The sequence below is a fragment of the Salmonella sp. SAL04196 genome (genome assembly GCF_046550835.1).
Classification (GTDB): domain Bacteria; phylum Pseudomonadota; class Gammaproteobacteria; order Enterobacterales; family Enterobacteriaceae; genus Salmonella; species Salmonella enterica.
This window is the reverse complement of the sequence record NZ_JBGDXE010000001.1, coordinates 357,679-382,046: the sequence shown is the minus strand read 5'-3', so window position 1 is coordinate 382,046 and position 24,368 is coordinate 357,679. Positions and strand designations below refer to the sequence as shown.

Here is a 24,368-nt window from a genome sequence, read left to right as displayed (position 1 = left end):
GAGTTAAGATTACATTATTCTAACACTTTGATTCACGATACATGGCTCTGAACACCTCACACGTCACGCCAACAAAAAAGCTAACGATCAGGTCAATTAGCGAAGCGCTGCCGCGCAGCCACTATCAGCGCTGCCCTGAATGCGACATGCTGTTCAGCTTGCCGGAGATGAGCGCTCATCAAAGCGCTTATTGTCCTCGTTGCCAGGCCAAAATTCGCGATGGGCGCGACTGGTCGCTGACGCGGCTGACCGCGATGGCGGTAACCATGCTGCTATTGATGCCGTTTGCCTGGAGCGAACCGTTACTCCATATCTACCTGTTGGGCGTACGCATTGATGCCAATGTGATGCACGGCATCTGGCAAATGACGCAGCAGGGCGATCCGTTAACCGCCGCAATGGTGCTCTTTTGCGTGGTGGGCGCGCCGCTTATTCTGGTTTTTTCAATTGCTTATCTGTGGTTTGGCAGCCTTCTCGGCATGAATCTGCGTCCAGTCCTGCTGATGCTGGAAAAACTGAAAGAGTGGGTGATGCTGGACATCTATCTGGTCGGTATTGGCGTTGCCTCTATCAAAGTGCAGGACTATGCCTTTCTGCAGCCGGGCATCGGGCTTTTAGCGTTCGTCTCGTTGGTGGTTCTTAGCATTCTGACTATGATTCATCTGAATGTGGAGCAACTATGGGAACGATTTTATCCGCAGCGCCCTGCTCAACGTGCGGACGAAAGATTGCGCGTCTGTCTTGGCTGCCACTTTAGTGGCTATCCGGATGCGAAAGGACGATGCCCGCGTTGTCATATTCCGCTACGGTTACGCAGAAAACAGAGCATACAGAAGTGTTGGGCGGCCTTGCTGGCGTCTATTGTCTTTTTGCTGCCGGCAAACCTGCTGCCTATCTCGGTAATCTACATTAATGGCGGGCGTCAGGAAGATACTATCCTGTCTGGCATTATGTCGCTTGCCAGCAGCAATATCGCCGTCGCCGCCGTCGTTTTTATCGCCAGTATTTTGGTGCCGTTTACCAAAGTCATCGTGATGTTTACGCTACTGTTGAGTATCCATTTTAAATGCGAACAGGGACTGCGGACGCGAATTCTGTTGCTGCGTCTGGTGACATGGATAGGCCGCTGGTCGATGCTGGATCTTTTCGTTATCTCGTTAACCATGTCTCTGATTAATCGCGATCAGATTCTGGCTTTTACTATGGGACCGGCTGCGTTTTATTTCGGCGCAGCGGTAATTTTGACTATTCTTGCAGTGGAATGGCTGGATAGCCGCTTACTTTGGGATGCACATGAGTCAGGAAACGCCCGCTTCGAAGACTGAAGCGCAAATTAAAACCAAACGCCGTATTTCACCTTTCTGGCTGCTACCGCTTATCGCGCTAATGATCGCAGGGTGGCTAGTATGGGATAGCTACCAGGATCGCGGCAATAGCGTGACTATCGATTTTATGTCGGCGGACGGTATCGTACCGGGCCGTACTCCCGTGCGTTATCAGGGAGTAGAAGTCGGCACCGTGGAAGATGTCAGTCTGAGCAAAGATCTGCGCAAAATTGAAGTTCGCGTCAGTATCAAATCAGATATGGAAGATGCGTTGCGCGAAGAGACGCAATTCTGGCTGGTGACGCCCAAAGCCTCGCTGGCGGGCGTTTCCGGCCTGGATGCGTTGGTCGGCGGGAATTACATCGGTATGATGCCAGGTAAAGGTAAGCCCAGAGATCATTTCGTCGCCCTGGATACACAGCCTAAATACCGGCTTAGCAACGGCGATCTGATGATTCATCTCAATGCGCCGGATCTCGGTTCGCTTAATAGCGGTTCACTGGTCTATTTCCGTAAAATCCCTGTCGGACGGGTGTATGACTATTCGATTAACCCTAACAAACAGGGCGTGACGATTGACGTTCTGATTGAGCGACGGTTTACCGATCTGGTGAAAAAAGGCAGCCGTTTTTGGAATGTCTCCGGCATTGACGCCGATCTAAGCCTGAGCGGCGCGAAGGTGAAACTGGAGAGCCTCGCGGCCCTGGTCAATGGCGCGATTGCGTTTGACTCACCGGACAATTCCAAACCCGCCGCCCAGGATGACACGTTCGGCTTATATAAAGATTTAGCCCACAGCCAACGAGGGGTAATCGTTAAACTTGAGCTGCCCAGCGGAGACGGTCTGAAAGCGGAATCTACGCCGCTCATGTACCAGGGACTGGAGGTGGGTGAGCTTTCTAAACTGACGCTCAACCCTGGCGGTAAAGTCACCGGAGAGATGACCGTCGATCCCAGCGTTGTTCCGCTGATGCGGGAAAATACGCGCATTGAGTTACGCAATCCCAAACTGTCGCTGAGCGACGCGAATATCAGTTCGTTGTTAACCGGAAAAACCTTCGAGCTGGTGCCGGGCGACGGCGAACCGCGCAGTGAATTTGTGGTGGTGCCGGGTGAAAAGGCCCTGCTGCATGAGGCGAATGCCTTAACCCTGACGCTGACGGCCCCGGAGAGTTACGGCATCGAACCAGGCCAGCCGTTAATTTTACATGGCGTAAAAATTGGCCAGGTCATTGAGCGCAACTTATCCAGTAAAGGCGTGTCATTCATCGTCGCGATTGAACCGCAGCACCGAGATTTGGTACAGGGCGACAGTAAATTCGTGGTCAACAGCCGGGTGGATGTCAAAGTCGGCCTTGACGGCGTAGAGTTCCTCGGCGCCAGCGCCAGCGAGTGGATTGACGGCGGAATTCGTATTTTACCCGGTACGAGCGGGAAGATGAAATCCACCTACCCGCTCTATGCTAACCTGGAAAAAGCGCTGGAAAATAGCCTCAGTGACTTACCGACTACCACCTTAACGCTGACGGCCGAAACGTTGCCGGATGTCCAGGCAGGTTCCGTCGTGCTGTATCGAAAATTTGAAGTAGGCGAAGTCATCACCGTTCGCCCACGCGCCAATACCTTTGACATCGACCTGCATATTAAGCCGGAGTATCGCCACCTGTTAACCAGCAATAGCGTGTTCTGGGCGGAAGGCGGCGCGAAGGTGCAACTTAACGGCAGCGGCCTAACGGTACAGGCCTCGCCACTCTCCCGCGCGCTGAAAGGGGCCATTAGTTTTGATAACCTGAGCGGCGCCAGCGCCAGTCGGCGCAAAGGCGATAAACGCATTCTTTATGCTTCAGAAACTTCCGCCCGCGCGGTAGGCGGACAAATTACGCTGCACGCGTTCGACGCCGGAAAATTGGCGGAGGGGATGCCAATTCGTTACCTCGGTATTGATATCGGCCAGATCCAGACGCTGGAATTGATCACCGCACGTAATGAAGTGCAGGCAAAAGCCGTCCTTTATCCGGAGTACGTACAGACATTTGCCCGCGCCGGGACACGTTTTTCCGTTATTACGCCACAAATCTCCGCGGCGGGCGTCGAGCATCTGGATACGATTCTCCAGCCCTATATTAACGTTGAGCCAGGACGCGGCGCGGCACGGCGCGACTTTGAACTGCAGGAAGCCACGATTACCGACTCACGCTATCTGGATGGGTTAAGCATCGTCGTGGAGGCGCCAGAAGCAGGCTCGCTTAATATTGGTACACCCGTCCTGTTCCGCGGTATCGAAGTGGGAACCGTCACCGGAATGTCCCTGGGGTCGCTCTCCGATCGCGTGATGATCACCTTGCGTATCAGTAAGCGTTACCAATATCTGGTGCGGAATAACTCCGTATTCTGGCTTGCCTCCGGCTATAGTCTCGACTTTGGTCTGACAGGCGGCGTGGTGAAAACGGGGACATTTAATCAATTCATCCGTGGCGGTATCGCCTTCGCTACTCCACCAGGTACGCCGCTGGCGCCAAAAGCGCAAGCCGGTAAGCATTTCCTGTTACAAGAGAGCGAACCGAAAGAGTGGCGTGAATGGGGTACCGCTCTGCCACGTTAAACACCCGGCTCCGGCGTACTCGCGCCGGAGCGTTTTATGCTACACTGCGCGCCTGTTTTTTTGCCGGCGATACACCTGTGGCTCAACACGCTGTCTATTTTCCTGACGCTTTTCTGACGCAAATGCGTGAAGCAATGCCTTCCACGCTCTCTTTTGATGAATTTATTTCGGCCTGCCAACGCCCGTTGCGCCGCAGTATACGCATCAATACACTTAAAATCTCCGTGGCTGATTTCCTTGCCCTAATCGCGCCCTACGGCTGGTCGCTCACGCCAATTCCGTGGTGTCATGAAGGATTCTGGATCGAGCGCGATGATGAAGAGGCATTGCCGCTTGGCAGTACCGCTGAGCATTTAAGCGGCCTGTTTTACATTCAGGAGGCCAGTTCGATGCTGCCGGTCGCGGCCCTGTTCGCCGATGGTAATCATCCGCAGCGGGTCATGGATATGGCAGCGGCGCCTGGTTCCAAAACCACGCAGATCGCTGCCCGCATGGGGAACCGCGGCGCCATTCTGGCCAACGAATTTTCGGCCAGCCGCGTCAAAGTTCTGCACGCTAATATCAGCCGATGTGGAATCGCCAATACCGCACTGACGCATTTCGATGGCCGCGTATTTGGCGCTGCGTTACCGGAGATGTTTGACGCTATCCTGCTGGATGCGCCCTGCTCTGGCGAAGGCGTAGTACGTAAAGATCCTGATGCGCTAAAAAACTGGTCGCCAGAAAGCAATCTGGATATCGCGGCGACACAGCGGGAACTGCTCGACAGCGCTTTTCATGCTTTACGACCCGGCGGCACGCTGGTCTACTCCACCTGCACGTTAAATCGCCAGGAAAACGAAGCGGTCTGCCTCTGGCTGAAAGAGACCTACGCCGACGCCGTTGAATTTTTGCCGCTGGGTGATCTGTTTCCTGATGCTGACCGCGCCCTCACCCCGGAAGGCTTCCTGCACGTCTTCCCGCAAATTTACGACTGCGAAGGATTCTTCGTCGCACGTCTGCGTAAAATGTCATCCCTTCCAGCCATGCCTGCGCCGGGGTATAAAGTGGGGGCATTTCCTTTTACCCCTCTCAAAGGCCGCGAAGCATTACACGTTACCCAGGCGGCCAACGCCGTCGGACTGCTATGGGATGAAAATCTCCATCTTTGGCAGCGTGAAAAAGAGGTCTGGCTGTTCCCGGCAGAAATTGAATCACTGATCGGAAAAGTCCGTTTTTCCCGGCTCGGCATTAAGCTGGCCGAAAGTCATAATAAAGGCTATCGCTGGCAACATGAGGCGACGATAGCCCTTGCCTGCCCGACTCATGCTCACGCGTTCGAACTTTCTGTGCAAGAGGCGGAGGAGTGGTATCGCGGTCGGGATATTTATCCGCAAACACCCCCTGCCGCTGATGATGTCCTGGTGACATTCCAGCATCAGCCGCTTGGTCTGGCAAAACGTATCGGCGCCAGAATAAAGAACAGTTACCCGCGTGAACTGGTACGTGATGGCAAACTCTTTACTGGTAATAGCTAAAAGCGCACAAAAAAACCGCACTTTTTGACTGGCGCTTTTGCGTACGTTGACTACGCTGAAAAATGGACGGCTAAACTGGTCGTACCACAATTAGCGTATTAACGGAGAGCACGATGATGAAAACCAGTGTGCGCATTGGCGCTTTTGAAATCGACGATGCCGAATTACATGGCGAATCGCCGGGGGAGCGAACGTTAACAATCCCCTGTAAATCCGATCCGGATTTATGTATGCAACTGGACGCCTGGGATGCCGAAACCAGCGTTCCCGCCATTCTCAACGGGGAACATTCCGTTTTGTTCCGTAATCATTACGATCCTAAATCTGATGCCTGGGTCATGCGTCTTGCCTGACTCAAAAAGAACCCGTCGCCAGGCGGGTTATTTATTCTTCCTTTTCTCATTTCCCCCCTGCGCTAACCTCTCCTACACTATCGTGTAAAGTAGTTAACATTGAGGATGTAATGTTCGCGCTGGTACTTTTTGTATGTTACCTGGATGGAGGATGCGAGGATATTGTCGTGGACATCTACGATACCGAGCAGCAATGTCTTTATTCGATGGACGATCAACGGATTCGCCATGGCGGCTGTTTTCCGGTAGAGGATTTTATCGACGGCTTCTGGCGACCTGCGCAGCAATATAGCGATTTTTAACCCTGGTCGCTGATACCGCTATTGTATCCGCGCTAACGTCAATTGCCCGCCAAATACCGCGCCTGTATCAATATAGTGTACGTTGGCAAAATCCATGCGCCGGCGCAACGGCGTATGGCCAAACCAAAAATGATCGGCTCCGCTAATCCCGCCACGCTTATTTATGAGCCGTTCGCGGCTCCAGAGAACCTGATGTAAGTCGACCTTTTTTTGCCATTGATAGGTTGACGCTGGATAATCTGCATGAGCGATCACATGCGTGCTATGGCGGCAGCGAACTTCCAGTATCCAGGGCAGCCGCTGACAAAGGATAAAAAGCGCTTCAGCTTGCGCAGCGTGTTCAGCCGTCAGGCGGGTAAACCAGTCGCCACCATTCATCAACCACAGCGTCGACTGCGATGAGGCCCGCGCATCCAGCGCCATTTGTTCATGATTGCCGCGAACCGCCATCATCCAGGACTCACGCAGTAAAGCCAGGCAACCCAGGCTGTCCGGGCCTCTATCAATGAGATCGCCCACAGAAACTAACAAGTCTTGTTGCGGATCAAATCGACACTCACGTAACTTTTTCATTAACATTGAAAAACAGCCGTGGATATCGCCGACCACCCAGACATGCCGCCAATTCTTTGCCTCTATTCGCTGATAAATCTCTTCAGGCCGCATCATGTTTTTCCTGTCGTTCATTACCCAGGACAGATATAAAAAGATAGCGTGTGCAGATTTTTTTTGCTTAGTAAACGTGCTCTGTTGTAAATAGCGAATTTCATCAGTAGCGAGTAAATGCTTTGTTATCATCGCAATAAAATATAACTGGCTGCGCCAGGGGAGTGTTATCCCCTGGCGCAGCGAGCTACTCACTATCGCCTGTTCACGTTCAATATTCTTCCTCCTTAAAAACATATCGGAAACATAAACCACATATCGACACCACAGGCTTCAGCACACTCTTCAGCTGAGTGAGTTGCAAGGCAAACCAGCGCCAATGCAGGTGTCGTTACCGTGGCGACCATCGCCCCCACAAACAGGAGCAGCATAATTTTTTTTAAAGGCGGCATAACCTCTCCTGACAGTTAACAGACCATTAATCCTTATCGAGACATCATCCGTGCGCGGGTATCATAGACTTAACAACACGCAGCGTTACAAAAAAAGCTGTCTGGTTATACTGGTATTTAGAGTAATAACAATTATTTTAAGTTTTAAGGGTATCCATTTGATTTTTATATTAAAATAAATATGACGACGTTTTGTTAAAAGCGTCGCCATAAAAATGAATATATAGTTTCAGAAAATCTGCTATTAATTCATACGGTTAATAGCGGTATTGTGTTTGCTATCTTCAGGAGGCATTCTGAAGATACTTATTCGCAATATTTTCTATAGTTAACTGAAATTGTTGTGGCGTTGGCATCGTCCCCTTATTAAACAGCGGCGTAACTTCTTTCATAACGATTTTCTCAGCATGCGCTTTAAAAGACACCTGCTGATTATGATTTATAAACATATGCGGATATTTAATGCTCGCTGCAGCAATGAGGGGGACGACAAAAGGATTCGCCCTGCCCCACCTGGAGTAAATACGCCGTTTTTCATCTCTCCAGGTAGCCCCGCATTCTGCGCAGCCTCTCCTATCTCTTTCAGAAATGGGGTAATACTGATCCCTTTACTGATGAGTAATTTACAACATTGATCTTTATTATTACTGTACACGGCTGCTAATATGGCTTCGCATGTCTGACGAGCATAGGCCGGATCTTTACTCGCATTACCTTTGATATCCAGGCTATTGAGCTTTTGCAGCATAAAATCTTTAACAGTTTTACTGGTTAATACTGCCCTCCCCTCAGAGGCGCTCCCACGATGAAAATGGGTAGTCGGTATGTCTGTTTGCAGATGCAGGCTAAAGCGATCTGACAAACTCGTCGACAGGCTGATAAAGCTATTTCTAACGGCAGTAATACTTTTTGCAAAAATGTCCTTCTCCGTTGTTTTTTCTTTTACTGGTTCAACGTCACTTCTATGGATTCTGTAGTGCTGGGTGGATAGTGTTATGTTAGTCACGGTAGTTCTCCTTTTAGATAACTATGCATAGCTACACTTTATTTATATTTCTTGCTTTCAAAAAATAGCCACCTTCTCCACAACCATTTTTACTCATTGATCTTTATAAATTTTATTTTCCTGATGGATTTTGTTCTTCTGTCACTTAGCCTGTTTTTTTTCGGCGCAAGGTGATCGACTTTTATCGAGCAATATTTTTATCGGGACAATCCTGAACAGGCAAAACATCACTTCAATTCAACTGCTGCGTCACACAAAACATTCATGAATATTATTATTTATGCTGATGTTGTTACGATTTTGCCCCCATTCACAGGCTGGCGACCAATTATCCTGCCAGCGAGTTAGCCGCTTTTTCAAAACCTATAAAGTCGCCATGCCAAACCTCTCCGCCACTGTAACCCTTATCTAAATATCAATTAATTAACTGATTTTTATATATTATGACTTTTCATGGCGTTCAGAAAAACTACAAATGAAATGGATTGACTCATCTATTAGTGGTCAAAAAAACGCGCTACGAGAAATAATCAGTAACAATTGCAACACTATTCCAATCATAACGTAAACTATATGATACCAGACGATTATTATTGCTTTTAGGTAACATCTTTGTATGGCTGCTTTTAAGCAACAATACTCTAACACAACATATAACATTATAACTTACAATAGGTTAACAAATGGAATTACAGCTTATGCTTAACCACTTTTTCGAGCGCGTCAGAAAGGATGCAAATTTCAACGCATTTCTAATCGATCTGGAATATAATAATATCGCTTATTACATCTATTTTGTTGCTACCGGTAATGTTAAAATTATCACTCATGCAGGCCACTTCATTTCTATTAAAAGCAATAGAAAGCTGATTAAAGTCAATTCAACACCAAATACGCAATTAATAAAATTGACTTCAGCCAAACACTTTTCGGGGGAACATTCCTATGAAAAATACTGTACCGATCTGGCAACAGCAGGCGTTTTTAAATGGATTGTTGAATTAAACCAAAAAACTCGACAATACTGGTCGAAAGACAACCAATTATTATATATAGAAAATGTGGTCATGCCGCTTTAACAAGCCAGGGTAATAATAGCGTCAGTCGTGACATTCGGCGTGTTACGACTGCGGGTTATCCATTTAGAGACCATAATGAGAGTCTGACTGCGAGAGTTACCCTGTACAGTCCGACCGACGCAGCAACGTTTGACGCGATTCCCGACAACAGCATCTCCTGGTGCAGGAGAAATGATTTTCAAAGCGATATCGACTAAAAGCTCAAAATATTTGCATGCTATTTATATTCTATCTAATTAATACCCTCCAGGAAGTGTGGCATAATTGCAGAATCTGTCAGGATTCCGGGAGCATGCCGGAGCGTAATCGAAAAACCATCTGGAGATGTATGAGCAAGGATGAAATCAGTTATCAAATTCTTTACCGGTACTATCTGGAAAAGCTATACAGTACCCTTACCAGAAGAGTAGATAACGTGCTGTCATTTGCCCTCGTTTTTCTCGGGGTCGGCGTCACCATAAACGTCGGGAGTCCCTTTATTCTGGGGCCAGGCATTGTGGGTATCGCCATACTAAAAAGAGTACTCCGCTTCGGCACGCGATCAGCACAGGCCGATCGGCAGTCCCGCGCCTGGTTGAAACTTTTTAATACTCAGCACCGCTTTCCTTCAGATAAGACACTGTTCCTTGCCTTCACATCGCTTGAGCAAGACGCGAGCGAAGTATGGTCCATGCTTATTGGTCCTGCCATCGTCATGACTGAGACCGCCCTCGGAAAAACGCCCATTGAGCCATTGACGACGGGTGAAAAACTCTGTGCATTTTTGAGTGGCGCGACGAAATCCCAGCCAGCAGATCGCAATTGAACTGTCTTCTAAACGCCTGTGCCAGAAGCGGACGCTGATCATAGTGTGTACAGGCCACCAGTACGATATATTATAAAGCCACCTGATTGCAGCTTTCATAAAACTATGGGTATTCAAATGCAGCAAAGCTATAAACCAGGCTTAATTAAATAATGCCTTTGCGAACCTACTTTAGGAAAGTCCGGTAGCGACATTTGAAGTATATAACCCTGTTTTTCATAAAAAGGGAGAGCCTGGAAGCTAAAGGTATCTACAAGTCCATGAACACAGCCTTTCCGCAAACCTTCTTTTTCGGCCATCTCCATAAGTTTGCTCCCCAGACCGTTGCTCCTTGCAGATTCACTTACCCAAAGATAGTCGATGCAGAGCCACGGACCTTTTCTGTCAGCAATTAATCCGCCTACCATTTCGCCGCTTTCGTTTCTGCAGTAGACCCCAAGCTGCCCATTTTTACTAAAATCGACGAACTGAGCATTGTAGCTTCTTAACCCGGTTAATAGTTCTTCTTTATCAAATTCAGTAACTTGATGTGTGATTTGAATGTCCATACATATCCAATTGAACAAGTTTGCATTTGGAATATAACGTTATAAATAAGTTAATTAAATGTATCAATAGAAAGTTTATTTTTACTCCTGGGGGCAGGTCACGTCCGCTACTCACTTCAAGCAAACTGTCAGTTGGAGTCTGAGCTGGTACAATTAATGTGCCACTGGTTAGAAATCAGTAATACGATTTTATCAGGCTGATGCTCTGGCCTGTCAGGATTTGAGGTATCCACCCGGTTTACCAGCACCCTGTATTTGGCACCGGTGGAACCCACTTCCCGATCCAGGATATCCAGTACCCACCACCGAACCTTTTCCCCAAAAGACATGAACAACCTCAAGCGCCTTGTCTGGATGATAACCACGGTATGAAGTTTGATAACGCGTGGAATCAGGGCGTTTGGTACGCTCTCCGTTCAGCAACTGGACGCCCTTCTCCCCAGCCTTTCAGCGTTGAAAATTTGCCAGCGCTGGGTGAAGAGTGTAGGCGAATTATGAAAATCACTTCTGCCGTTTATACTTCGAAAAAGACGTTATCAAAAAGGTGGTTCGCAAGCGCGGAGTTATTAAATCTTTACTTAACGAAATACGGTTTAAGTTGCTTGAATTGCAGCAGAAAGAAAACGACGGCTTGCTGATGCTGGACAAATTAAACAAGCATGGCATCAATGGACTGATACGCCGTCAATAGAAGAAAGGGAGCATGGACGATCCCGTCACATCACCAATCACAACGGAAGAGCACAAAACAGCATTTCACAGCGTAAAGGATAAAACACGATGCCATTTTCAATCAAAAACATATGTTCAGGTCCACAAGGACACTATCCAGAAATCTCCAGACCTATACAGGACAAGCCAGTACCGAGGAATTGCACACTGACCTCAACAACATGCAAAATACAGGACTATACAGTATTCAGCAGATGTTCCTGCAGTTTTGAAATGCGCCCACCCGGTGCAGAAGAAAGAACCCCACGACTAAAATTCTCAGCAACGGAGCTCTCATGGCTATCTAAAACAATAGAAACAGAGATGCGCAACACAAAAGAATGAGCCTGTCAGTAATTCTGTGTAACTGCCCAGTTATTAAAGGTGATCGCTCAGGTGGTCACCTAACTTGAGAATAAAACGACTCACTACCAGTTCTGGATCGGCATACTCCATTTTTTCGACGCATCCTTGATCGCCAGATAAATAACCTTTCGTACCGAGTCATCCGTCGGGAACACCTTGCGTTTCTTAATCGCGGCACGGATCACGCTGTTCAGGGATTCGATTGCGTTTGTCTTGTAGATGGCCTTGCGGATATCCGGCGGATAACTGAAGAGCGTATTGAGGTTTTCCCGGTGCGCACGCCAGCTTTTGCTGATTTGCGGATATTTATCGTCCCGGACTTTCGCGAACGCATCCATCGCCATCAGTGCCGCATCTTCGGTCGGGACCTGATAGACCGTCTTCAGGCCGCTGGTGACGGCTTTGTAGCCTTTCCAGGCTACGTATTTCAGGCTGTTACGCACCATATGAATGATGCACAGCTGGATATGGGTCTGCGGGAAGACGCTGTTTATCGCATCCGGGAAGCCCTTCAGACCATCCACACAGGTAATCAGGATGTCCTTAAAATCAGGAAGAAGCAGGTCTTCATAGCGGGTGGTATACCGAGGCGAAAGCATTTCTCGCTTCATAGCCCACTGTTGCGGCATCCCCCCCGGCGAAGTACAGCGTCCCCTTCCCGTCTTTTGCGTTAAGATGGTCCAGTACTTCCATCAGCTTCGCACTACCGGCGCGCGGCGCGTTATGTAAAATCACAGATTATCCTGCGATCGTGAAAATTCCCCCTGTCGCCGTCGGCGTATTAGCCGCCGGGGGGAGTAGCCAGGTACCTTTCCACGTCAGCCTGGAATGTGAGTCCGGCGCCGTATCCAGCCCCCATCCAACCATTAGTGCCGCCAATGTCGCGATGGGGTTTGTCGTTAATCAACCCACCGCCGTGGCGGTGGCTCGTCGCTGGGGATACCCGCATCCGCAGGCGGTCTGTCGTGGCTACTGGACACCCATTATAGCGAACCCGGCGTAGCTTCCGGAGTGGGAATTCGCATCTATAACGATGCCGGTACGCCGATTAATCTGTTGCCCGATCGTATCAGGACGGGCATCGGCAACGCCCGAGGCTGGTATGGCTATAAAGATTTAACCACACGGGTATCATCCGGTTCAGTAGAAACCTACAGCGGTGATTTTACTGCCTCACTTGAGGCGATCGGCGGACAAACAGTAACAGCAGGAAGCGTTAATGCGCAATTACAGGCATCGCGTCGTAGTGTGTCTGGCATCTATGTTACGTTATAAACTGTTTTGCTCTGGTAACCCATTATGTTCTGCGGCTACGTAATGGGTTTAACAAGCTCTCGTGATGAATCTGACTCAGAACAAATTCTTCCAGTTAGCCGTACGGCCAGGAGAAGTAATTTAGAAGCGGATCACAATTTTGTTAATTGATTAGATTTTATCCCAAATGGCGCCAGTATTAAGGTCGCCATATAAAAACATTCTCTTACAACGAGTTATCTCCTCCTGCCTCCGCCCCGGCGCAAAGCTATAGTTTTTTCTATCTCCTTGTGAAACAAACAATTATTCTTGCTATGGCGCTGATTAACAATCGTTCGCGGGCAACGTACATTCAGCGAGTTTCAGAGCTTCCTGACGGAATTCCGCCGGTGCTGTTTCCGGGGCTTCTTACTGGTTGATACAGATCCTGCCTCTTACTTGAGAATTTACTCATTTAGCCGTATGTCCATTATGGGTGGATAAGATCATTTATCATCGTAAGGGTTGAAAGCGATAAGTTAAACTTGTCCTGGCTCAACAAGGGAACCCGACTAATGATGAGCTCTTCATCTTCAAGGCGTTTTATGCCTTCCAGCAAGAATAGACATTAAATCGACAACTGCTGCCAGGTCTTGCAGGCGCAGTGGACAATCGTGTGGTAACAGCCTGAGTCATTTCTTATTTTTCTCATTCAGCATAACTGCGTCTTCTGATAGAGAAATTTTTATCTAAACATATAAAAAACACAGTGAAGAAAACGCTACTTTTTTCTAGCTAAAAAGCTAAATTAATTTTTTTACGGAGAGGATCTTATGCGCAAGGTGTCGATATCTATATTATTCATGCTAGTTTCACTGACCTGGGGGACTACATGGTTGGCTATGCGAATTGCCGTTGAAACTATCCCTCCAGTGTTTGCAACCGGAATGAGGTTTATGTTTGCAGCACCTTTTTTAATCATCATTGCATGGTTAAGAAAAAAAACACTGTTGTTTCCTCCCGGACAACGATTATTCCAGTTTGTGATTTGCATCTTTTATTTTTCTATTCCTTTCTCACTAATGATTTATGGTGAAACCTATGTCAACTCTGGGCTTGCCGCCATTATCTTTGCGAATATGCCTGTGGCCGTTTTGATAGCATCGGTTTTGTTTCTAAATGAAAAAGCGAAACTAATGCAGATCGCGGGATTAACTATCGCAATCACTGCATTGACGGGGATACTTCTTGAAGAAACGAATACAAGTACAGAGAGTCACTGGCAGGGTATCACTGCACTTATTTCTGCTGTGTTAATCCATGCCATAATATATACACAATGTAAGAAAAGAAGTTGTACTGTCTCTGTTATCACATTTAATGCACTCCCGTGCCTTTTAGCTGGGTTGATACTTTCTGCGACAGGATGGTTTTTTGAAAGACCACAAGTATCAACCTTCTCAGTACACTCAATATTAGCTACCCTGTATCTCGGGGCTTTTGCTGGAGTTTTTGGTATCCTGTGCTACTTTGCGCTTCAGCAAAAGGCTAATGCCTTCCAGGCTTCGCTTGTATTTCTTATCTTTCCGCTGATTGCGGTAAGTCTGGAAGACTATATTTATGGATATGCTATTTCAACACACTCAATGCTGCTTATTATACCATTAGCTATCGGGATATTTCTTACTCTTGTCGCCAGAAATATCCCTGTAACCAGCCGATGCCGGGATAATTCATCACAGAAATAATCGATTTATAATAACGCAAATAATTCCTGATGCCTTACTGAGCTCCAGCTAATGCGGGGTGGATAAGCTGGAATACAGACCCGGTAATACACAGCGATTATATTAACAAGCAATGTAATAAAGGAGTTTTTTATGTTCATGTTTCTGCCATTCTTGCTTGCACTGAGCGTGGCAATGGGAGCCATAAACAGAAAGGATAAAGTCAGCTACATTCTGTGGGCCGTTTTACTCATCGTCACTATTTTATCATTCATCCATCATATGACCAATTCGCTGACTTTGTCATTTTAAGGAGTGTGTATGAAAACGCATCATCATCCAACAACATTTGTTCATCTGATTAATCAGATGGGACTCCTTGGGATATGCGTTGCTCTGGTTGTAGCCTTTTATTATCAACTCGTTAGGCATGAGCTGCCTTGTCCAATTTGCTTATTACAGCGGGCTGGCCTCATCATCGCCGGTTTTGGCTTTTTATTTAACCTCTGCTTTGGTCTACGAGGTATACATTACGGGATGGTAATTATTGGCAGTATCCTGACCGGAGTTATGGCATCCCGGCAAATATGTTTGCATATCATGCCCGGTGACACAGGATATGGTTCTGCATTTTTTGGATTACACTTTTATACCAGGACTCTGATTACGTCAATTCTGATTATTATTGCTGTTGCGGTAATTCTGGCAATCAGTAGCATGAATGTTGCATTTCGTTCATTGAATATTAATCCGGACCTGTTCAGTATTGTCGGTTGGGTATTTCTGTTACTGATTACTGCCAACCTTATTTCAACTGTACTGGAATGTGGCGGAGGGGAATGTGCTGCTAACCCGGTCACATATAAGCTACTGTCGAAACAGGATATTGCCTTTCTGAAAACAGGCCTCCTGACGAGGACAGTTCTCCGGTTATGACGCACTTTTAAAATGACTGATTGGTAAATATATAGCAAGCACCTGTCTTGTAGAAATTGGAATGGTTATGGGCTAACACGGAAGTTACAGTAACATTGAAATGTTGCAATAACAGGAATCAAACTTACAACCTTCGCATTACGAATTAGTAGAATCACATTTAACTAACTCTTTCAAATACACATTTCCGCATTCACATTGCTCAACTCAATGGCACATGATGTTAGAAATAGAATGATGCTTCACCATGTTTGACACAAAAATGGCACACCCTATAAAGCATCCACAGCACATATTTGGGTGGCACGCACCGTGGAAATACTGCATTACCCTAACACAGGGAATTTTCTGTACAGCGTCGACAGCCCCGCATCATAAATAATCGCTACCTGCTGTCGCGGTACTCCTGCCCTAATAAGGCCCCCTGCCTGCGCCCATTGCTCCGGCGTCAGTTTTGGCCTACGGCCACCAATGTAGTGGCACTGTAGTGGCACACTGGGTACTGAAGCAATGGCCACAACTGGCGCTTGATGCTATCAGCCAGATAACCTTCCAGATGGATAACAAACATAGCAGCTATCCTGTCTGTATCGGATTTGTAAAACCAGACGTTGACCATCTTCATCAAGGTTAAAGGAACAAAGAGCTCTTTAAAGTAACTCTTTGTTCCATTACGATAGTTTAAATATGATATCGCGGCCATTCTGGAGAATGGCCAGTTCCTCATCCCGTTCTGCCAGTTGACGTTTCAGACGGGCGATCTCAGCGGACATCTCCTGCTCGCGTTCAGAAGGAAGAGAGCTGATTTTGCGGTTTGCTTCGCCAGTTGTAGAGCTGTGATTCATACAGGTTAAGTTCGCGGGCGGCAGCGGCCACCCCAATGCGTTCAGCCAGTTTCAGGGCTTCCTGACGAAATTCAGGCGTGTGCTGCTTGCGTGGCTTTTTGGTGGTTGATGCTGGTTTTGTCATATAAGTCACCTCTTACTTGAGAGTTTACTCACTTAGTCGCGTGTCCACTATTACTGGGTAAGATCAAAATCAAGGTTACGAATCTGGTAGACGCCGTCTGTTACTTCAAACAAGCCACTGATATTGATTAGTTGGGACTGAAGCCACAGACCAGGGTTAACAGTGTCAGGAGATTTTTCTCCTTCTTTTATGAAAGCGTACTGCTGTGGATTCCAGATGACATTCCCTTGCTCTCCCTTAATCACCTCTTCAGGTAAACCAGCGATAAAGCCTTTATGGGCATTCGTGAAATCGGTGTTATCAGAGAAAGGAAGTTGGTTATAAAGCGCATCGTTAGCTTGCTTGGTTGAAGCAGTGGCACCTTTTGGGGCTTCCTGTGCAAATAAAGGTGTCAGCGCAGTGGAAGAGAGTAGCCCCGCCAGCGCAAAACTTTTAACGATCAACTTAAGTCTCATTTGTACCCCTCATGTAAAAATGTTCTGTATCACTCAGTCTGATCGATTAATTATCTGTTAATTCAAACAATTAAAGTTATTCCTGGCCATTTTCGCTCTTTTAAATATAATCAAAACGTTACATTTCACTATTTATGGATACAAATAAATCGTATTTTACGTCTGCCAGTTACATCCTCTTTTAGTAAGTGGGGTAAACTCGCTTCCAGTTTCCGGGAGACACTATAATTCTCCCCCCTACTACAGGAATTGTGACTATAAGTTCGTCACTGTGGAGCAAAAAATCATCTCATCAGCCAAAAATGCAGCCTGGCCTGATAGCTTTTCCATTTTTCACCGTGAAGTATCTCCGCACTACACTGGATAGTAATTATTCATTATATGAGGCGATTAAGGATGGGGCAGGATTCGGACGACAGGCGCCGTACCTCCAGTGCTGGAAGGGTATGGCAGGATCATAAAGATATGGTCAGGCAAGCGCTACGTGTAAGTATTCCGTGGTTCACATTTGTGAATATCAGCTTTGCGCTTATCATTTTATTTCGCCACATACTCATCAGTGACTTTGACAAGTCGATCAGTGCACAGACTGGAATACTGCCTTTAATAGACGATATTATGGGCAGTATTATTGTTTTTTCGTTCCTGATACTCCTTTTCATTTACCGCCTTCCGACCAGATTTACTCCTCTTTGTCTGGTGATGCTGCTGATTCTCAGTCTGATGTGGAGCTATTGTAGCTACTGTTTTATTGTCTGGTGGCAGCTGCCTTTTGCCTGGCCTCTCAGTGTCATCCTTATGCTTACCGCGCTGGCTGCGCTTTATTATCATCTGCTAGCGTTGCTACTTTTCATCGTCCCGTTATGGCTGACCGCCCTACTGGCCAGTGTGCAGCTTAACCAGTATGTGAATATCCGGTTTTTATTAGTCTGGCTTACTCTTACCGCCATACTCATTTATGGTCGCTTTATCCTGCAGCGCTGGTTTGATGAAGCCTGGTTGCGTTACCAGGAAAACCGGATGCTTATCGCGCGTCTCGACGTTATGGCTCACCAGGATGCACTGACCGGGACCGCTAATCGACGTTCAATGGAAAGTTTTCTTGGGGATGCTCTCCGCCAGACGGAGCCGTTTGCACTGATCATGCTCGATGTGGACTATTTCAAAAACTATAACGACCATTATGGTCACCAGGCTGGCGATGCCTGTCTGGCAAAGGTGGCCTGTGTAGTGAAGAGGTCGATTCGTACTCCGGCAGACCTGGTGGCACGTTACGGGGGCGAGGAGTTTGTCGTTGTGCTGCCTTCTTCGTCGCTGAATGAAGCAGCACTGGTTGCTCAACGTATTCAGACAAACCTGCGTGAAACCGCACTGCCGCATGCAGCATCTGCGGTTAGCGAAACGGTCACCGTCAGCATGGGCATCACCCTTTCCACAGCCGGTGACACTGTTACCGGCATTATTGCCAGAGCGGACGAGGCCCTTTATCGGGCTAAACAACAGGGACGTAATCGTTGGGTAAAGTAAAACCAGTTGCCCGGTGTTTGATACAGATGATCACCTTGCCATACTCAGATAATTAAAACTGAATATTTGGAAGCAAAAAAGACAGTCGGACTCACGGAACCTTTGCGCTGGTACAGCCTGAATATCAGATAAAATTATGTCCAGCCGCAGACAACCAGTTGACAGTGGAATATTCCTGGTGTTGTGAACAAGGCGACATTCACAACACGACTGTGCTCACGGAATTCAAATGCCGAACGGGTGATTACGATATTCACTACCTCTGCAAAGTTATATTATTCGATTTTCATGCAGATTTCGCCTCCCGGTAATGTCCCGGATAAAATGCCAGTACCCTTTGCATCGTCACGCTGTTCCGGCACTCCGTACAGATAACGTTTCTGGTCCGGTCGTAGGAACTCACGACACCTTCCGGCGTTTTCAGAAAGCGGGTAATCCTGGCATCTTCACGTTTCTGCTTCCAAAGCAGGAAAGCCTGTTCCGAAGGAAAAATACCGCTTCTCCCGGCCTGATACAGATCCCCACAACTTTCCGCCTTTTCCAGGTAGTGGCGGGCTGTAAAAATGGTTAACCTTGTTATCTTCCGCAGCTCTCCAAACGTCATCCGACCGTGTGTTCGTACCAGTTCCGTCAGGCGCTTCTGTATTTCAGCTTTCTGCGCCGGTGTGTAATTTCTGCTCATAAGTCCCCCCTGTTAAAGCCTTCCCGCCGCCTTACGCCGTCTAAATTCTTCCATCATCAGTTGTGCCGGGGTTGGCCCTGCCGGATGACGCGGCTCTGCCAGTTGACGGCGTACCGGCGGTAGCCACAACGGAAATCCGAAAAGTTCCGGCGCTGTGTGACTGTGACACCATGAGTTTTGTCAGCGCCATCATTCAGTGTTCCCAGCTTGGGCTGGAACCCGGCGGCGCGCTCGGTCATGCCTATCTGCTGCCGTTCGGAAACAAAAACGAAAAGTCAGGCAAAAAAACGTTCAGTTAATTATTGGCTACCGGGGAATGATCGACCTTGCCCGCCGTTCCGGACAGATTGCCAGCCTTTCCGCGCGCGTTGTCCGTGAAGGTGACGATTTCAGCTTCGAGTTTGGTCTGGAAGAGAAGCTGGTACACTGTCCGGGTGAGAACGAAGATGCACAGGTTACTCATGTCTATGCCGTTGCCCGCCTTAATCGATCGCTGCCGACTGGTAAGCCGGACTGATTTCATGAGCAGTGCCGGAATCAGGAAAATAGCCCGACCGGGAATATTCATCCGGATGGATTGACAAAGACATTTGTAAAAGCAAGAAAAGCCTCCGGCGTTAACTTCAGCAATAATCCACCGACATTTCACGAGATCCGAAGTCTGGCCGGGCGGTTGTACAAAAACGAGCACGGCGAGGTGTTCGCCCAAAAACTACTGGGCCACCCCTCAGAGAACACCACGAAACGCTATCTCGATGAGCGTGATGATAAAGCTTATATGATGCTCTAATACTCCAATTTTCGTTGTGAAATAAATGTTAAATTTAATTTGATTGTGATATAACCAAAAAGACCGGAATACAGAAATTCGAGGAAATTTCGAGGAATTTCGAGGGGAAACACATAACCCATTGATTTATAATCGAAATAAAAATAGATCGAATACGATTCCTGTTTACGGCAACAATTGATTTTTCTCTTTAAATTCATAACATTACATATTAACTAAGTGATTTTAACGATTAGAATACGTTATTTTTGATTCTAATAGATTCAATTAGTTATCACTTTTTATGTTTTAATTCGGACATATTTCGAACCATTTTGCGTATAAATCCTCCGACCAAACAAACTCACTGCCCATATATCACTCGACCTCTTCCACTGGGGGACTCCCGATGCCAAATACCCATGTAGACGAAGGCTTAATAGTGATGCCAACAAAAGCGATCGCGAAAAGTTGAACAGGTGGCTAGTTTCAGATTAAACACATTGGTTAGTCATCCTGAACAAGTAAAATCCGCCGCAACTGGCAACCATTCAATACTCGCACTATCGAACGATCGCCAGCTTGCCGCAGCTCGTTCTTGCATACGATGTGGCTGCGGCACCGATCATACCGGGCAGTCGTCAAACCTCCGGGATCGCGCATCGTCAACGATGCAGGTGATCGTGAACAAGATATAGTTTTCCACAGTTCGTACAGGATAGGCTTCCTTATTGCTGCCTTCGCAGTGACAGTAACTGTCCCTGTGTTTTCACATCCTAACCTACCATGTCCCCGATAAGTTAAATATATGAGCGTATAGGAGCTTTTCGACCATGGGCACAACCTCTAAATCTGAAGGGAGTTCATCAATAGATACAATAATGAACGTTTATTTAAAGATCTTTGTAGTCAGTCCCTGTTAGGTTGTCGTGACATAAGAATATCGCTTAATTTTGAATATAGGGAAATATAATTGATTATAAATGTTGGACATGTAGCTACAGAAAAATTCGACACAACTGGAGTGAGCGCCTGTAACAACCAACAGAGTACTTCAGTTGATTTATCCTCCTGTATTATTAATGCTGCTTCAGAATGTACCGTTTTTGTCAGAACAATAATAAAGAAATCGGACAGTTATGATGCTATGCAAATTGACAGGCTTAAAATTGATACGCAGGAAAAATACGACGCTCTTAATTTACAAAGAGAACATCACAAGAAATTTCTGCAAGCTATAAAAGCAAACTCTTTTGACAGAGCTATGGCTGAAAGACCAGAAAACCCAATATCTCTGAGTCTAATATATTCTTCCATTGATTCAATAAAATATAACACAGGGAACTGTGCTGATATGTCGCTAATTTTAGGTGCGATTATTGCAAAATATATACCACAAAGACTAACCGGAATAGGATTTTCGAAAAATAGTGTATTTGATGCCAGAATAAGCACATCCCTTATGTATAATAGCGCGTCAGGAGGGAATCATGTGGTCGTTTTTTTGACTTTTACTGATTCAAAAGGAATATCGGAATATATACTTGACCCTTGGCTAGATGCGCGCATTTTCAAAAAGGAAGAGTCATATGAAATTTATAAAAACAATAGCAGTGAATATATTAATGAAAATCATTGCTTCGAAGCATACGATAAATACACTGCTATAATGAATAGCGCAGAATATATAGACGCCATAACAAAGACAATAAATCTTTTATATAGAGTTAATCTTGATGAAATTCAATTAACCAATCCATTTAAGTTTATATAATTAACTCTTATGGATGATTAAAGGAGTGTTATTTTCCCATGAATGGCATCAAAGGCATGTTACTCGCCGGAAATTTTCTGTACAACGTCGAAACGCCAACATCATAAATAATCGCTACCTGCTGTCACGGTACTCCGGCCCTAATGAGGCGCCCGGCTGCTCCCATTGTTCCTGTGATTATTATTTAATAACGATTACGAAAGCAAAAACTCAACTAACTGAATTAAATAGAATTAAACAAAAGTGACATATAAAAATGTACTTAATTATGTACTTTTGAAATCGTCAGCATACGATCTGCTGATCAACATACGACGTTACATCACAATAGTGAACTGTACGACCTATAAACACGATTACAGTCAGTTCTGACTAAACAGCAGGCAGCCTACCAAGGCACGCTCTTGCAAACAACGTGACTGCGGTAATCCATCACATCAGAAATGTGAAAAATCAGGGTGAAAATTTAATTGAAGCTGTCACTTAACCCGAAGCAGGTCTTCATAGCGGATGGTATATCGTGGCGAGAGGATCTCCCGTTTAATATACCACTATTATTGGATTCCCTGCCCAGTAAAGGTTACAGGCGCAATGGAGAGAAGACAATCTCATCTGTAGTCTACTGATCAAACATTAGGGTAAGAGTAATGAAAAAAGTATATTTTATGTTTTTTATCTTGTTGTCACTTTCAAGTATTTATTCCGCGATGGCAAAACCCTGGCAGGAGATTAAAGAAAGCAAAGAGTTACGTGTGGGGGTGCCTGGTGACTATGCTCCCCTCGCATTTCACAACAGACAAAATAAATTAATCGGTTTTGATATTGATATGGCATATTCACTGGGCAAAGCTCTGCACCTGAATATCCTGTTTGTACCTAGCAGTTGGTCTACGCTGTCAGCTGACCTGGCTGCAGACAAATTTGATATTGCAATGGGAGGGGTTACAGAAACTCCCGGCAGAAGAAAACAGTTCGCACTTTCTTCTCCGGTACTTAAAAATGGGAAAATAGCGCTGACGCAATGTAACAGGATTAATGACTTCAAATCTCTTGGAGATATTGACCGTAAGGGCGTGCGGATTGTTGTTAATCCAGGTGGTACAAATCAGGACTATGTTGACAAGCATATCAGGTATGCAGATGTTATTCACGAAAGAGATAATGATACCACTCTGCAGAGGATTCGTGAACGCAGCGCTGATGTCATGTTTACCGACTTGCTCGAAGGTACTTATTACCAGAACAAAGAGCCAGGTGTCTTCTGCGTATCAACCAAGAGTATCCTCCCCGACACTGCCAACAATAAAGTCTATATGATGGCGAAGGATAATCAGTATCTTCTTGACGCTGTAAATAGCTGGTTATCTGATGAAAACAGAATCATACTTGCCAGAAAGTGGCAGATAAATCCAGAGTAGCTGCCACAAAGTTTTGACAAGCACCATTGCCGACTGACGAACAGAACTGGCGCGGGGTGAAAGCAGTGACGACGATAAAGCCAGCCAGGCTAAATGGATGGCTTATATCAGGAAGCTTAAAACGCTGGATTTAACAGGCGTTTCAGATGAGGCCACCTTCACAGTAATCAGATGGTCTGCATTACCACAGTAATACTACTAACTTGCAGTTTTTTAGGCGTTAATTTGGTTCTGGTATCTACACGAGTTCATTCAGATACAAGTAAATTTTCTGTAGAGAATGAAAGTTACCATACTTATTATTCCATTTTAAAAGTAAATACTTGCTTAACAATCAGTAGACAGACAAGAAAAATTTTCGCCTCTGCTTTATCCTGGTAAAAGGATTGCGGTAAAAATTAAGAAGGAAGCATAACTCTCAACTATGTGGATAATATTATGAATAAATTTAACAGTGTATTGTTAGCGCTGGTTTTTGCTATATCAGCCATAACATTTTCTTCATCTGCAATGGCCACTGAAAGCGGTAACAAAGGATTCCCGGGCATTTCGTTTCCGTGGTGTAAAATCTGGCCGGCAGGTATATCAATCCCAGAACTACCAGAGGGTAAAATATGCTGGTAAACGAAACAACCTTTTATTAACCTGAGTGATTAATTACCGTGTAAACAAGTAATTTGTGATATATGGATAATTAAAGTACCACAGTAACGACTACAGACTGGCTGGTTTATCCGGCCAGGAGGGGGCAGATATATCCACCCTGTTTACCATTACGCTGTAGAGTTCCCATGCCTCCAGCCGTTTAATCTCGTCATCTGTGGCAAATCATTCACAGTATTTACGTTCTTTCCCATACATTCCCCTGCCAAACCACCTGACCGCCAGATACATCACAATCCGTTTCCACTTCGGCACGCCAGGCACGGTCATTCCATCAAGGAATATCAAATCGGCTTCTTTTTTCGTGCGCGGCGCATTGTCGTAAAGGTAGTCGTGGATTATTGCCGCTTTAGCGTATTTGCCGTCTGGCGGCATGACTGACCAGAAGATGCGTGGAACGGTGGCGAGATCAGTTACAAATCCGGCTGGTACGCTGATTACGTCGCTGTTGTCGTCGCTGAGGTAAAATTCAAAAGGTTCATGTACACGCCAAAGGTAGTGGCCAGGCATTTCAAGAATGGCCGGGGTTGTGAAGCAGCTCAT

23 protein-coding genes and 13 pseudogenes are annotated in these 24,368 nt (G+C 46.3%); 21 read left to right on the top strand and 15 right to left on the bottom strand.

The window, feature by feature from the left end; all coding sequences use genetic code 11:
• Nucleotides 1-41 precede the first annotated feature (41 nt).
• From yebS to ACLJPE_RS01980, 5 genes are all read left to right on the top strand, one after another.
• Nucleotides 42-1,325: a membrane integrity lipid transport subunit YebS gene (gene yebS, locus ACLJPE_RS02000; RefSeq protein ID WP_001207293.1), complete on the top strand. Its 1,284-nt coding sequence runs from the start codon at nucleotides 42-44 to the stop codon at nucleotides 1,323-1,325.
• Complete coding sequence (locus ACLJPE_RS01995) at nucleotides 1,294-3,927, top strand: PqiB family protein (RefSeq protein WP_001521100.1); 2,634 nt, start codon at nucleotides 1,294-1,296, stop codon at nucleotides 3,925-3,927. Before yebS ends, ACLJPE_RS01995 begins: the two co-directional genes overlap by 32 nt.
• Before the next feature lie 77 nt (nucleotides 3,928-4,004).
• Nucleotides 4,005-5,444 (top strand): 16S rRNA (cytosine(1407)-C(5))-methyltransferase RsmF, encoded by a 1,440-nt coding sequence (rsmF, locus tag ACLJPE_RS01990; protein ID WP_039514191.1) that lies wholly within the window; start codon nucleotides 4,005-4,007, stop codon nucleotides 5,442-5,444.
• Between the two features lie 116 nt (nucleotides 5,445-5,560).
• Nucleotides 5,561-5,797 (top strand): YebV family protein, encoded by a 237-nt coding sequence (locus ACLJPE_RS01985; protein ID WP_024131167.1) that lies wholly within the window; start codon nucleotides 5,561-5,563, stop codon nucleotides 5,795-5,797.
• Between the two features lie 110 nt (nucleotides 5,798-5,907).
• A complete protein-coding gene (locus ACLJPE_RS01980) occupies nucleotides 5,908-6,099 on the top strand; it encodes a YebW family protein (RefSeq protein ID WP_000457838.1) in 192 nt (63 codons plus the stop codon).
• A gap of 18 nt (nucleotides 6,100-6,117) precedes the next feature.
• On the opposite strand, the gene pphA is transcribed toward ACLJPE_RS01980, so the two are convergent.
• The 3 genes and pseudogenes from pphA to sopE2 all read right to left on the bottom strand — a co-directional run bounded on the left by pphA (nucleotide 6,118) and on the right by sopE2 (nucleotide 8,163).
• Nucleotides 6,118-6,768, bottom strand: a complete 651-nt coding sequence (pphA, locus tag ACLJPE_RS01975; RefSeq protein WP_000986166.1) for a protein-serine/threonine phosphatase — start codon at nucleotides 6,766-6,768, stop codon at nucleotides 6,118-6,120.
• A gap of 224 nt (nucleotides 6,769-6,992) precedes the next feature.
• The gene (locus ACLJPE_RS01970) at nucleotides 6,993-7,157 is read right to left on the bottom strand and encodes a hypothetical protein (RefSeq protein ID WP_001134850.1); all 165 of its coding nucleotides are present in this window, start codon (nucleotides 7,155-7,157) and stop codon (nucleotides 6,993-6,995) included.
• Between the two features lie 284 nt (nucleotides 7,158-7,441).
• Nucleotides 7,442-8,163, bottom strand: a pseudogene (sopE2, locus tag ACLJPE_RS01965) (SPI-1 type III secretion system guanine nucleotide exchange factor SopE2).
• 683 nt (nucleotides 8,164-8,846) lie between these two features.
• Here sopE2 and ACLJPE_RS01960 point away from each other — a divergent pair.
• Together ACLJPE_RS01960 and ACLJPE_RS01955 are read left to right on the top strand one after the other, a co-directional pair.
• Nucleotides 8,847-9,242, top strand: a complete 396-nt coding sequence (locus tag ACLJPE_RS01960; protein ID WP_000422887.1) for a DUF1398 domain-containing protein — start codon at nucleotides 8,847-8,849, stop codon at nucleotides 9,240-9,242.
• A 328-nt stretch (nucleotides 9,243-9,570) separates the two neighbouring features.
• Nucleotides 9,571-10,047 carry a hypothetical protein gene (locus tag ACLJPE_RS01955; protein ID WP_023230990.1) on the top strand — a complete coding sequence of 159 codons (477 nt, stop codon included), beginning with the start codon at nucleotides 9,571-9,573 and terminating at the stop codon, nucleotides 10,045-10,047.
• Nucleotides 10,048-10,175: 128 nt separating this feature from the next.
• Here the strand turns inward: ACLJPE_RS01955 and ACLJPE_RS01950 are convergent, their stop codons facing one another.
• Together ACLJPE_RS01950 and ACLJPE_RS01945 are read right to left on the bottom strand one after the other, a co-directional pair.
• Nucleotides 10,176-10,595 (bottom strand): GNAT family N-acetyltransferase, encoded by a 420-nt coding sequence (locus ACLJPE_RS01950; protein WP_000354410.1) that lies wholly within the window; start codon nucleotides 10,593-10,595, stop codon nucleotides 10,176-10,178.
• Between the two features lie 128 nt (nucleotides 10,596-10,723).
• A complete protein-coding gene (locus ACLJPE_RS01945) occupies nucleotides 10,724-10,924 on the bottom strand; it encodes a hypothetical protein (RefSeq protein WP_000007801.1) in 201 nt (66 codons plus the stop codon).
• 39 nt (nucleotides 10,925-10,963) lie between these two features.
• Here ACLJPE_RS01945 and ACLJPE_RS01940 point away from each other — a divergent pair, with 39 nt between their 5' ends.
• Both ACLJPE_RS01940 and ACLJPE_RS01935 read left to right on the top strand, forming a co-directional pair.
• Nucleotides 10,964-11,233 carry a hypothetical protein gene (locus ACLJPE_RS01940; RefSeq protein ID WP_001611547.1) on the top strand — a complete coding sequence of 90 codons (270 nt, stop codon included), beginning with the start codon at nucleotides 10,964-10,966 and terminating at the stop codon, nucleotides 11,231-11,233.
• A 165-nt stretch (nucleotides 11,234-11,398) separates the two neighbouring features.
• The gene (locus tag ACLJPE_RS01935) at nucleotides 11,399-11,539 is read left to right on the top strand and encodes a hypothetical protein (RefSeq protein WP_001604859.1); all 141 of its coding nucleotides are present in this window, start codon (nucleotides 11,399-11,401) and stop codon (nucleotides 11,537-11,539) included.
• Between the two features lie 145 nt (nucleotides 11,540-11,684).
• On the opposite strand, the pseudogene ACLJPE_RS01930 reads toward ACLJPE_RS01935, so the two are convergent.
• Together ACLJPE_RS01930 and ACLJPE_RS01925 are read right to left on the bottom strand one after the other, a co-directional pair.
• Nucleotides 11,685-12,217, bottom strand: a pseudogene (locus ACLJPE_RS01930) (transposase); the annotation flags it as partial.
• Between the two features lie 12 nt (nucleotides 12,218-12,229).
• A pseudogene (locus ACLJPE_RS01925) lies at nucleotides 12,230-12,395 on the bottom strand (DUF4113 domain-containing protein); the annotation flags it as partial.
• Here ACLJPE_RS01925 and ACLJPE_RS01920 point away from each other — a divergent pair.
• The 4 genes and pseudogenes from ACLJPE_RS01920 to ACLJPE_RS01905 form a co-directional block, all read left to right on the top strand.
• A pseudogene (locus tag ACLJPE_RS01920) lies at nucleotides 12,382-12,947 on the top strand (fimbrial protein); the annotation flags it as partial. The pseudogenes ACLJPE_RS01925 and ACLJPE_RS01920 overlap by 14 nt on opposite strands.
• A gap of 791 nt (nucleotides 12,948-13,738) precedes the next feature.
• A complete protein-coding gene (locus ACLJPE_RS01915; RefSeq protein WP_001233453.1) occupies nucleotides 13,739-14,653 on the top strand; it encodes a DMT family transporter in 915 nt (304 codons plus the stop codon).
• A gap of 132 nt (nucleotides 14,654-14,785) precedes the next feature.
• Nucleotides 14,786-14,944, top strand: a complete 159-nt coding sequence (locus ACLJPE_RS01910; RefSeq protein ID WP_000480735.1) for a DUF5993 family protein — start codon at nucleotides 14,786-14,788, stop codon at nucleotides 14,942-14,944.
• A 9-nt stretch (nucleotides 14,945-14,953) separates the two neighbouring features.
• A complete protein-coding gene (locus tag ACLJPE_RS01905; protein ID WP_410966010.1) occupies nucleotides 14,954-15,568 on the top strand; it encodes a disulfide bond formation protein B in 615 nt (204 codons plus the stop codon).
• Between the two features lie 326 nt (nucleotides 15,569-15,894).
• On the opposite strand, the pseudogene ACLJPE_RS01900 reads toward ACLJPE_RS01905, so the two are convergent.
• A pseudogene (locus ACLJPE_RS01900) lies at nucleotides 15,895-16,041 on the bottom strand (helix-turn-helix domain-containing protein); the annotation flags it as partial.
• Between the two features lie 14 nt (nucleotides 16,042-16,055).
• Between ACLJPE_RS01900 and ACLJPE_RS01895 the strand changes: the two are divergent.
• Nucleotides 16,056-16,202 carry a hypothetical protein gene (locus ACLJPE_RS01895; RefSeq protein WP_000951652.1) on the top strand — a complete coding sequence of 49 codons (147 nt, stop codon included), beginning with the start codon at nucleotides 16,056-16,058 and terminating at the stop codon, nucleotides 16,200-16,202.
• A gap of 52 nt (nucleotides 16,203-16,254) precedes the next feature.
• Here the strand turns inward: ACLJPE_RS01895 and ACLJPE_RS01890 are convergent.
• Together ACLJPE_RS01890 and ACLJPE_RS01885 are read right to left on the bottom strand one after the other, a co-directional pair.
• A pseudogene (locus ACLJPE_RS01890) lies at nucleotides 16,255-16,537 on the bottom strand (transposase); the annotation flags it as partial.
• Between the two features lie 68 nt (nucleotides 16,538-16,605).
• A pseudogene (locus ACLJPE_RS01885) lies at nucleotides 16,606-16,992 on the bottom strand (hydrolase); the annotation flags it as partial.
• 396 nt (nucleotides 16,993-17,388) lie between these two features.
• Between ACLJPE_RS01885 and ACLJPE_RS01880 the strand changes: the two are divergent.
• A complete protein-coding gene (locus tag ACLJPE_RS01880; protein WP_000529514.1) occupies nucleotides 17,389-18,519 on the top strand; it encodes a GGDEF domain-containing protein in 1,131 nt (376 codons plus the stop codon).
• 286 nt (nucleotides 18,520-18,805) lie between these two features.
• On the opposite strand, the gene ACLJPE_RS01875 is transcribed toward ACLJPE_RS01880, so the two are convergent.
• Both ACLJPE_RS01875 and ACLJPE_RS01870 read right to left on the bottom strand, forming a co-directional pair.
• A complete protein-coding gene (locus ACLJPE_RS01875) occupies nucleotides 18,806-19,201 on the bottom strand; it encodes a DUF977 family protein (protein WP_000089423.1) in 396 nt (131 codons plus the stop codon).
• Between the two features lie 12 nt (nucleotides 19,202-19,213).
• Nucleotides 19,214-19,324, bottom strand: a pseudogene (locus ACLJPE_RS01870) (replication protein); the annotation flags it as partial.
• Between ACLJPE_RS01870 and ACLJPE_RS01865 the strand changes: the two are divergent.
• The 3 genes and pseudogenes from ACLJPE_RS01865 to ACLJPE_RS01855 all read left to right on the top strand — a co-directional run.
• Nucleotides 19,321-19,685 (top strand): annotated as a pseudogene (locus tag ACLJPE_RS01865) (recombinase RecT); the annotation flags it as partial. The pseudogenes ACLJPE_RS01870 and ACLJPE_RS01865 overlap by 4 nt on opposite strands.
• A pseudogene (locus tag ACLJPE_RS01860) lies at nucleotides 19,684-19,991 on the top strand (tyrosine-type recombinase/integrase); the annotation flags it as partial. The pseudogenes ACLJPE_RS01865 and ACLJPE_RS01860, both read left to right, overlap by 2 nt.
• A 952-nt stretch (nucleotides 19,992-20,943) precedes the next feature.
• A complete protein-coding gene (locus ACLJPE_RS01855) occupies nucleotides 20,944-21,744 on the top strand; it encodes a hypothetical protein (RefSeq protein ID WP_001542520.1) in 801 nt (266 codons plus the stop codon).
• Nucleotides 21,745-21,772: 28 nt separating this feature from the next.
• Here the strand turns inward: ACLJPE_RS01855 and ACLJPE_RS01850 are convergent.
• Nucleotides 21,773-21,901, bottom strand: a pseudogene (locus tag ACLJPE_RS01850) (helix-turn-helix domain-containing protein); the annotation flags it as partial.
• A gap of 490 nt (nucleotides 21,902-22,391) precedes the next feature.
• Between ACLJPE_RS01850 and ACLJPE_RS01845 the strand changes: the two are divergent.
• The 3 genes and pseudogenes from ACLJPE_RS01845 to ACLJPE_RS01835 all read left to right on the top strand — a co-directional run bounded on the left by ACLJPE_RS01845 (nucleotide 22,392) and on the right by ACLJPE_RS01835 (nucleotide 23,786).
• Nucleotides 22,392-23,162 (top strand): transporter substrate-binding domain-containing protein, encoded by a 771-nt coding sequence (locus ACLJPE_RS01845; protein ID WP_039514054.1) that lies wholly within the window; start codon nucleotides 22,392-22,394, stop codon nucleotides 23,160-23,162.
• Between the two features lie 19 nt (nucleotides 23,163-23,181).
• A pseudogene (locus ACLJPE_RS01840) lies at nucleotides 23,182-23,355 on the top strand (tail fiber assembly protein); the annotation flags it as partial.
• Between the two features lie 245 nt (nucleotides 23,356-23,600).
• Complete coding sequence (locus ACLJPE_RS01835; protein WP_071585801.1) at nucleotides 23,601-23,786, top strand: PagK family vesicle-borne virulence factor; 186 nt, start codon at nucleotides 23,601-23,603, stop codon at nucleotides 23,784-23,786.
• A gap of 90 nt (nucleotides 23,787-23,876) precedes the next feature.
• On the opposite strand, the pseudogene ACLJPE_RS01830 reads toward ACLJPE_RS01835, so the two are convergent.
• Both ACLJPE_RS01830 and ACLJPE_RS01825 read right to left on the bottom strand, forming a co-directional pair.
• A pseudogene (locus ACLJPE_RS01830) lies at nucleotides 23,877-23,987 on the bottom strand (tail fiber assembly protein); the annotation flags it as partial.
• Nucleotides 23,988-23,990: 3 nt separating this feature from the next.
• Nucleotides 23,991-24,368 (bottom strand): DUF1353 domain-containing protein, encoded by a 378-nt coding sequence (locus tag ACLJPE_RS01825; RefSeq protein WP_001277619.1) that lies wholly within the window; start codon nucleotides 24,366-24,368, stop codon nucleotides 23,991-23,993.

Coding starts and splice junctions, on each gene's coding strand:
- yebS (WP_001207293.1), top strand. CDS start 42: ATGGCTCTGAACACCTCACACGTCACGCCAACAAAAAAGCTAACGATC.
- ACLJPE_RS01995 (WP_001521100.1), top strand. CDS start 1,294: ATGAGTCAGGAAACGCCCGCTTCGAAGACTGAAGCGCAAATTAAAACC.
- ACLJPE_RS01985 (WP_024131167.1), top strand. CDS start 5,561: ATGAAAACCAGTGTGCGCATTGGCGCTTTTGAAATCGACGATGCCGAA.
- ACLJPE_RS01980 (WP_000457838.1), top strand. CDS start 5,908: ATGTTCGCGCTGGTACTTTTTGTATGTTACCTGGATGGAGGATGCGAG.
- pphA (WP_000986166.1), bottom strand. CDS start 6,768: ATGATGCGGCCTGAAGAGATTTATCAGCGAATAGAGGCAAAGAATTGG.
- ACLJPE_RS01970 (WP_001134850.1), bottom strand. CDS start 7,157: ATGCCGCCTTTAAAAAAAATTATGCTGCTCCTGTTTGTGGGGGCGATG.
- ACLJPE_RS01960 (WP_000422887.1), top strand. CDS start 8,847: ATGGAATTACAGCTTATGCTTAACCACTTTTTCGAGCGCGTCAGAAAG.
- ACLJPE_RS01955 (WP_023230990.1), top strand. CDS start 9,571: ATGAGCAAGGATGAAATCAGTTATCAAATTCTTTACCGGTACTATCTG.
- ACLJPE_RS01950 (WP_000354410.1), bottom strand. CDS start 10,595: ATGGACATTCAAATCACACATCAAGTTACTGAATTTGATAAAGAAGAA.
- ACLJPE_RS01945 (WP_000007801.1), bottom strand. CDS start 10,924: ATGTCTTTTGGGGAAAAGGTTCGGTGGTGGGTACTGGATATCCTGGAT.
- ACLJPE_RS01940 (WP_001611547.1), top strand. CDS start 10,964: ATGAAGTTTGATAACGCGTGGAATCAGGGCGTTTGGTACGCTCTCCGT.
- ACLJPE_RS01935 (WP_001604859.1), top strand. CDS start 11,399: ATGTTCAGGTCCACAAGGACACTATCCAGAAATCTCCAGACCTATACA.
- ACLJPE_RS01915 (WP_001233453.1), top strand. CDS start 13,739: ATGCGCAAGGTGTCGATATCTATATTATTCATGCTAGTTTCACTGACC.
- ACLJPE_RS01910 (WP_000480735.1), top strand. CDS start 14,786: ATGTTCATGTTTCTGCCATTCTTGCTTGCACTGAGCGTGGCAATGGGA.
- ACLJPE_RS01905 (WP_410966010.1), top strand. CDS start 14,954: ATGAAAACGCATCATCATCCAACAACATTTGTTCATCTGATTAATCAG.
- ACLJPE_RS01880 (WP_000529514.1), top strand. CDS start 17,389: ATGGGGCAGGATTCGGACGACAGGCGCCGTACCTCCAGTGCTGGAAGG.
- ACLJPE_RS01875 (WP_000089423.1), bottom strand. CDS start 19,201: ATGAGCAGAAATTACACACCGGCGCAGAAAGCTGAAATACAGAAGCGC.
- ACLJPE_RS01845 (WP_039514054.1), top strand. CDS start 22,392: ATGAAAAAAGTATATTTTATGTTTTTTATCTTGTTGTCACTTTCAAGT.
- ACLJPE_RS01835 (WP_071585801.1), top strand. CDS start 23,601: ATGAATAAATTTAACAGTGTATTGTTAGCGCTGGTTTTTGCTATATCA.
- ACLJPE_RS01825 (WP_001277619.1), bottom strand. CDS start 24,368: ATGAGCTGCTTCACAACCCCGGCCATTCTTGAAATGCCTGGCCACTAC.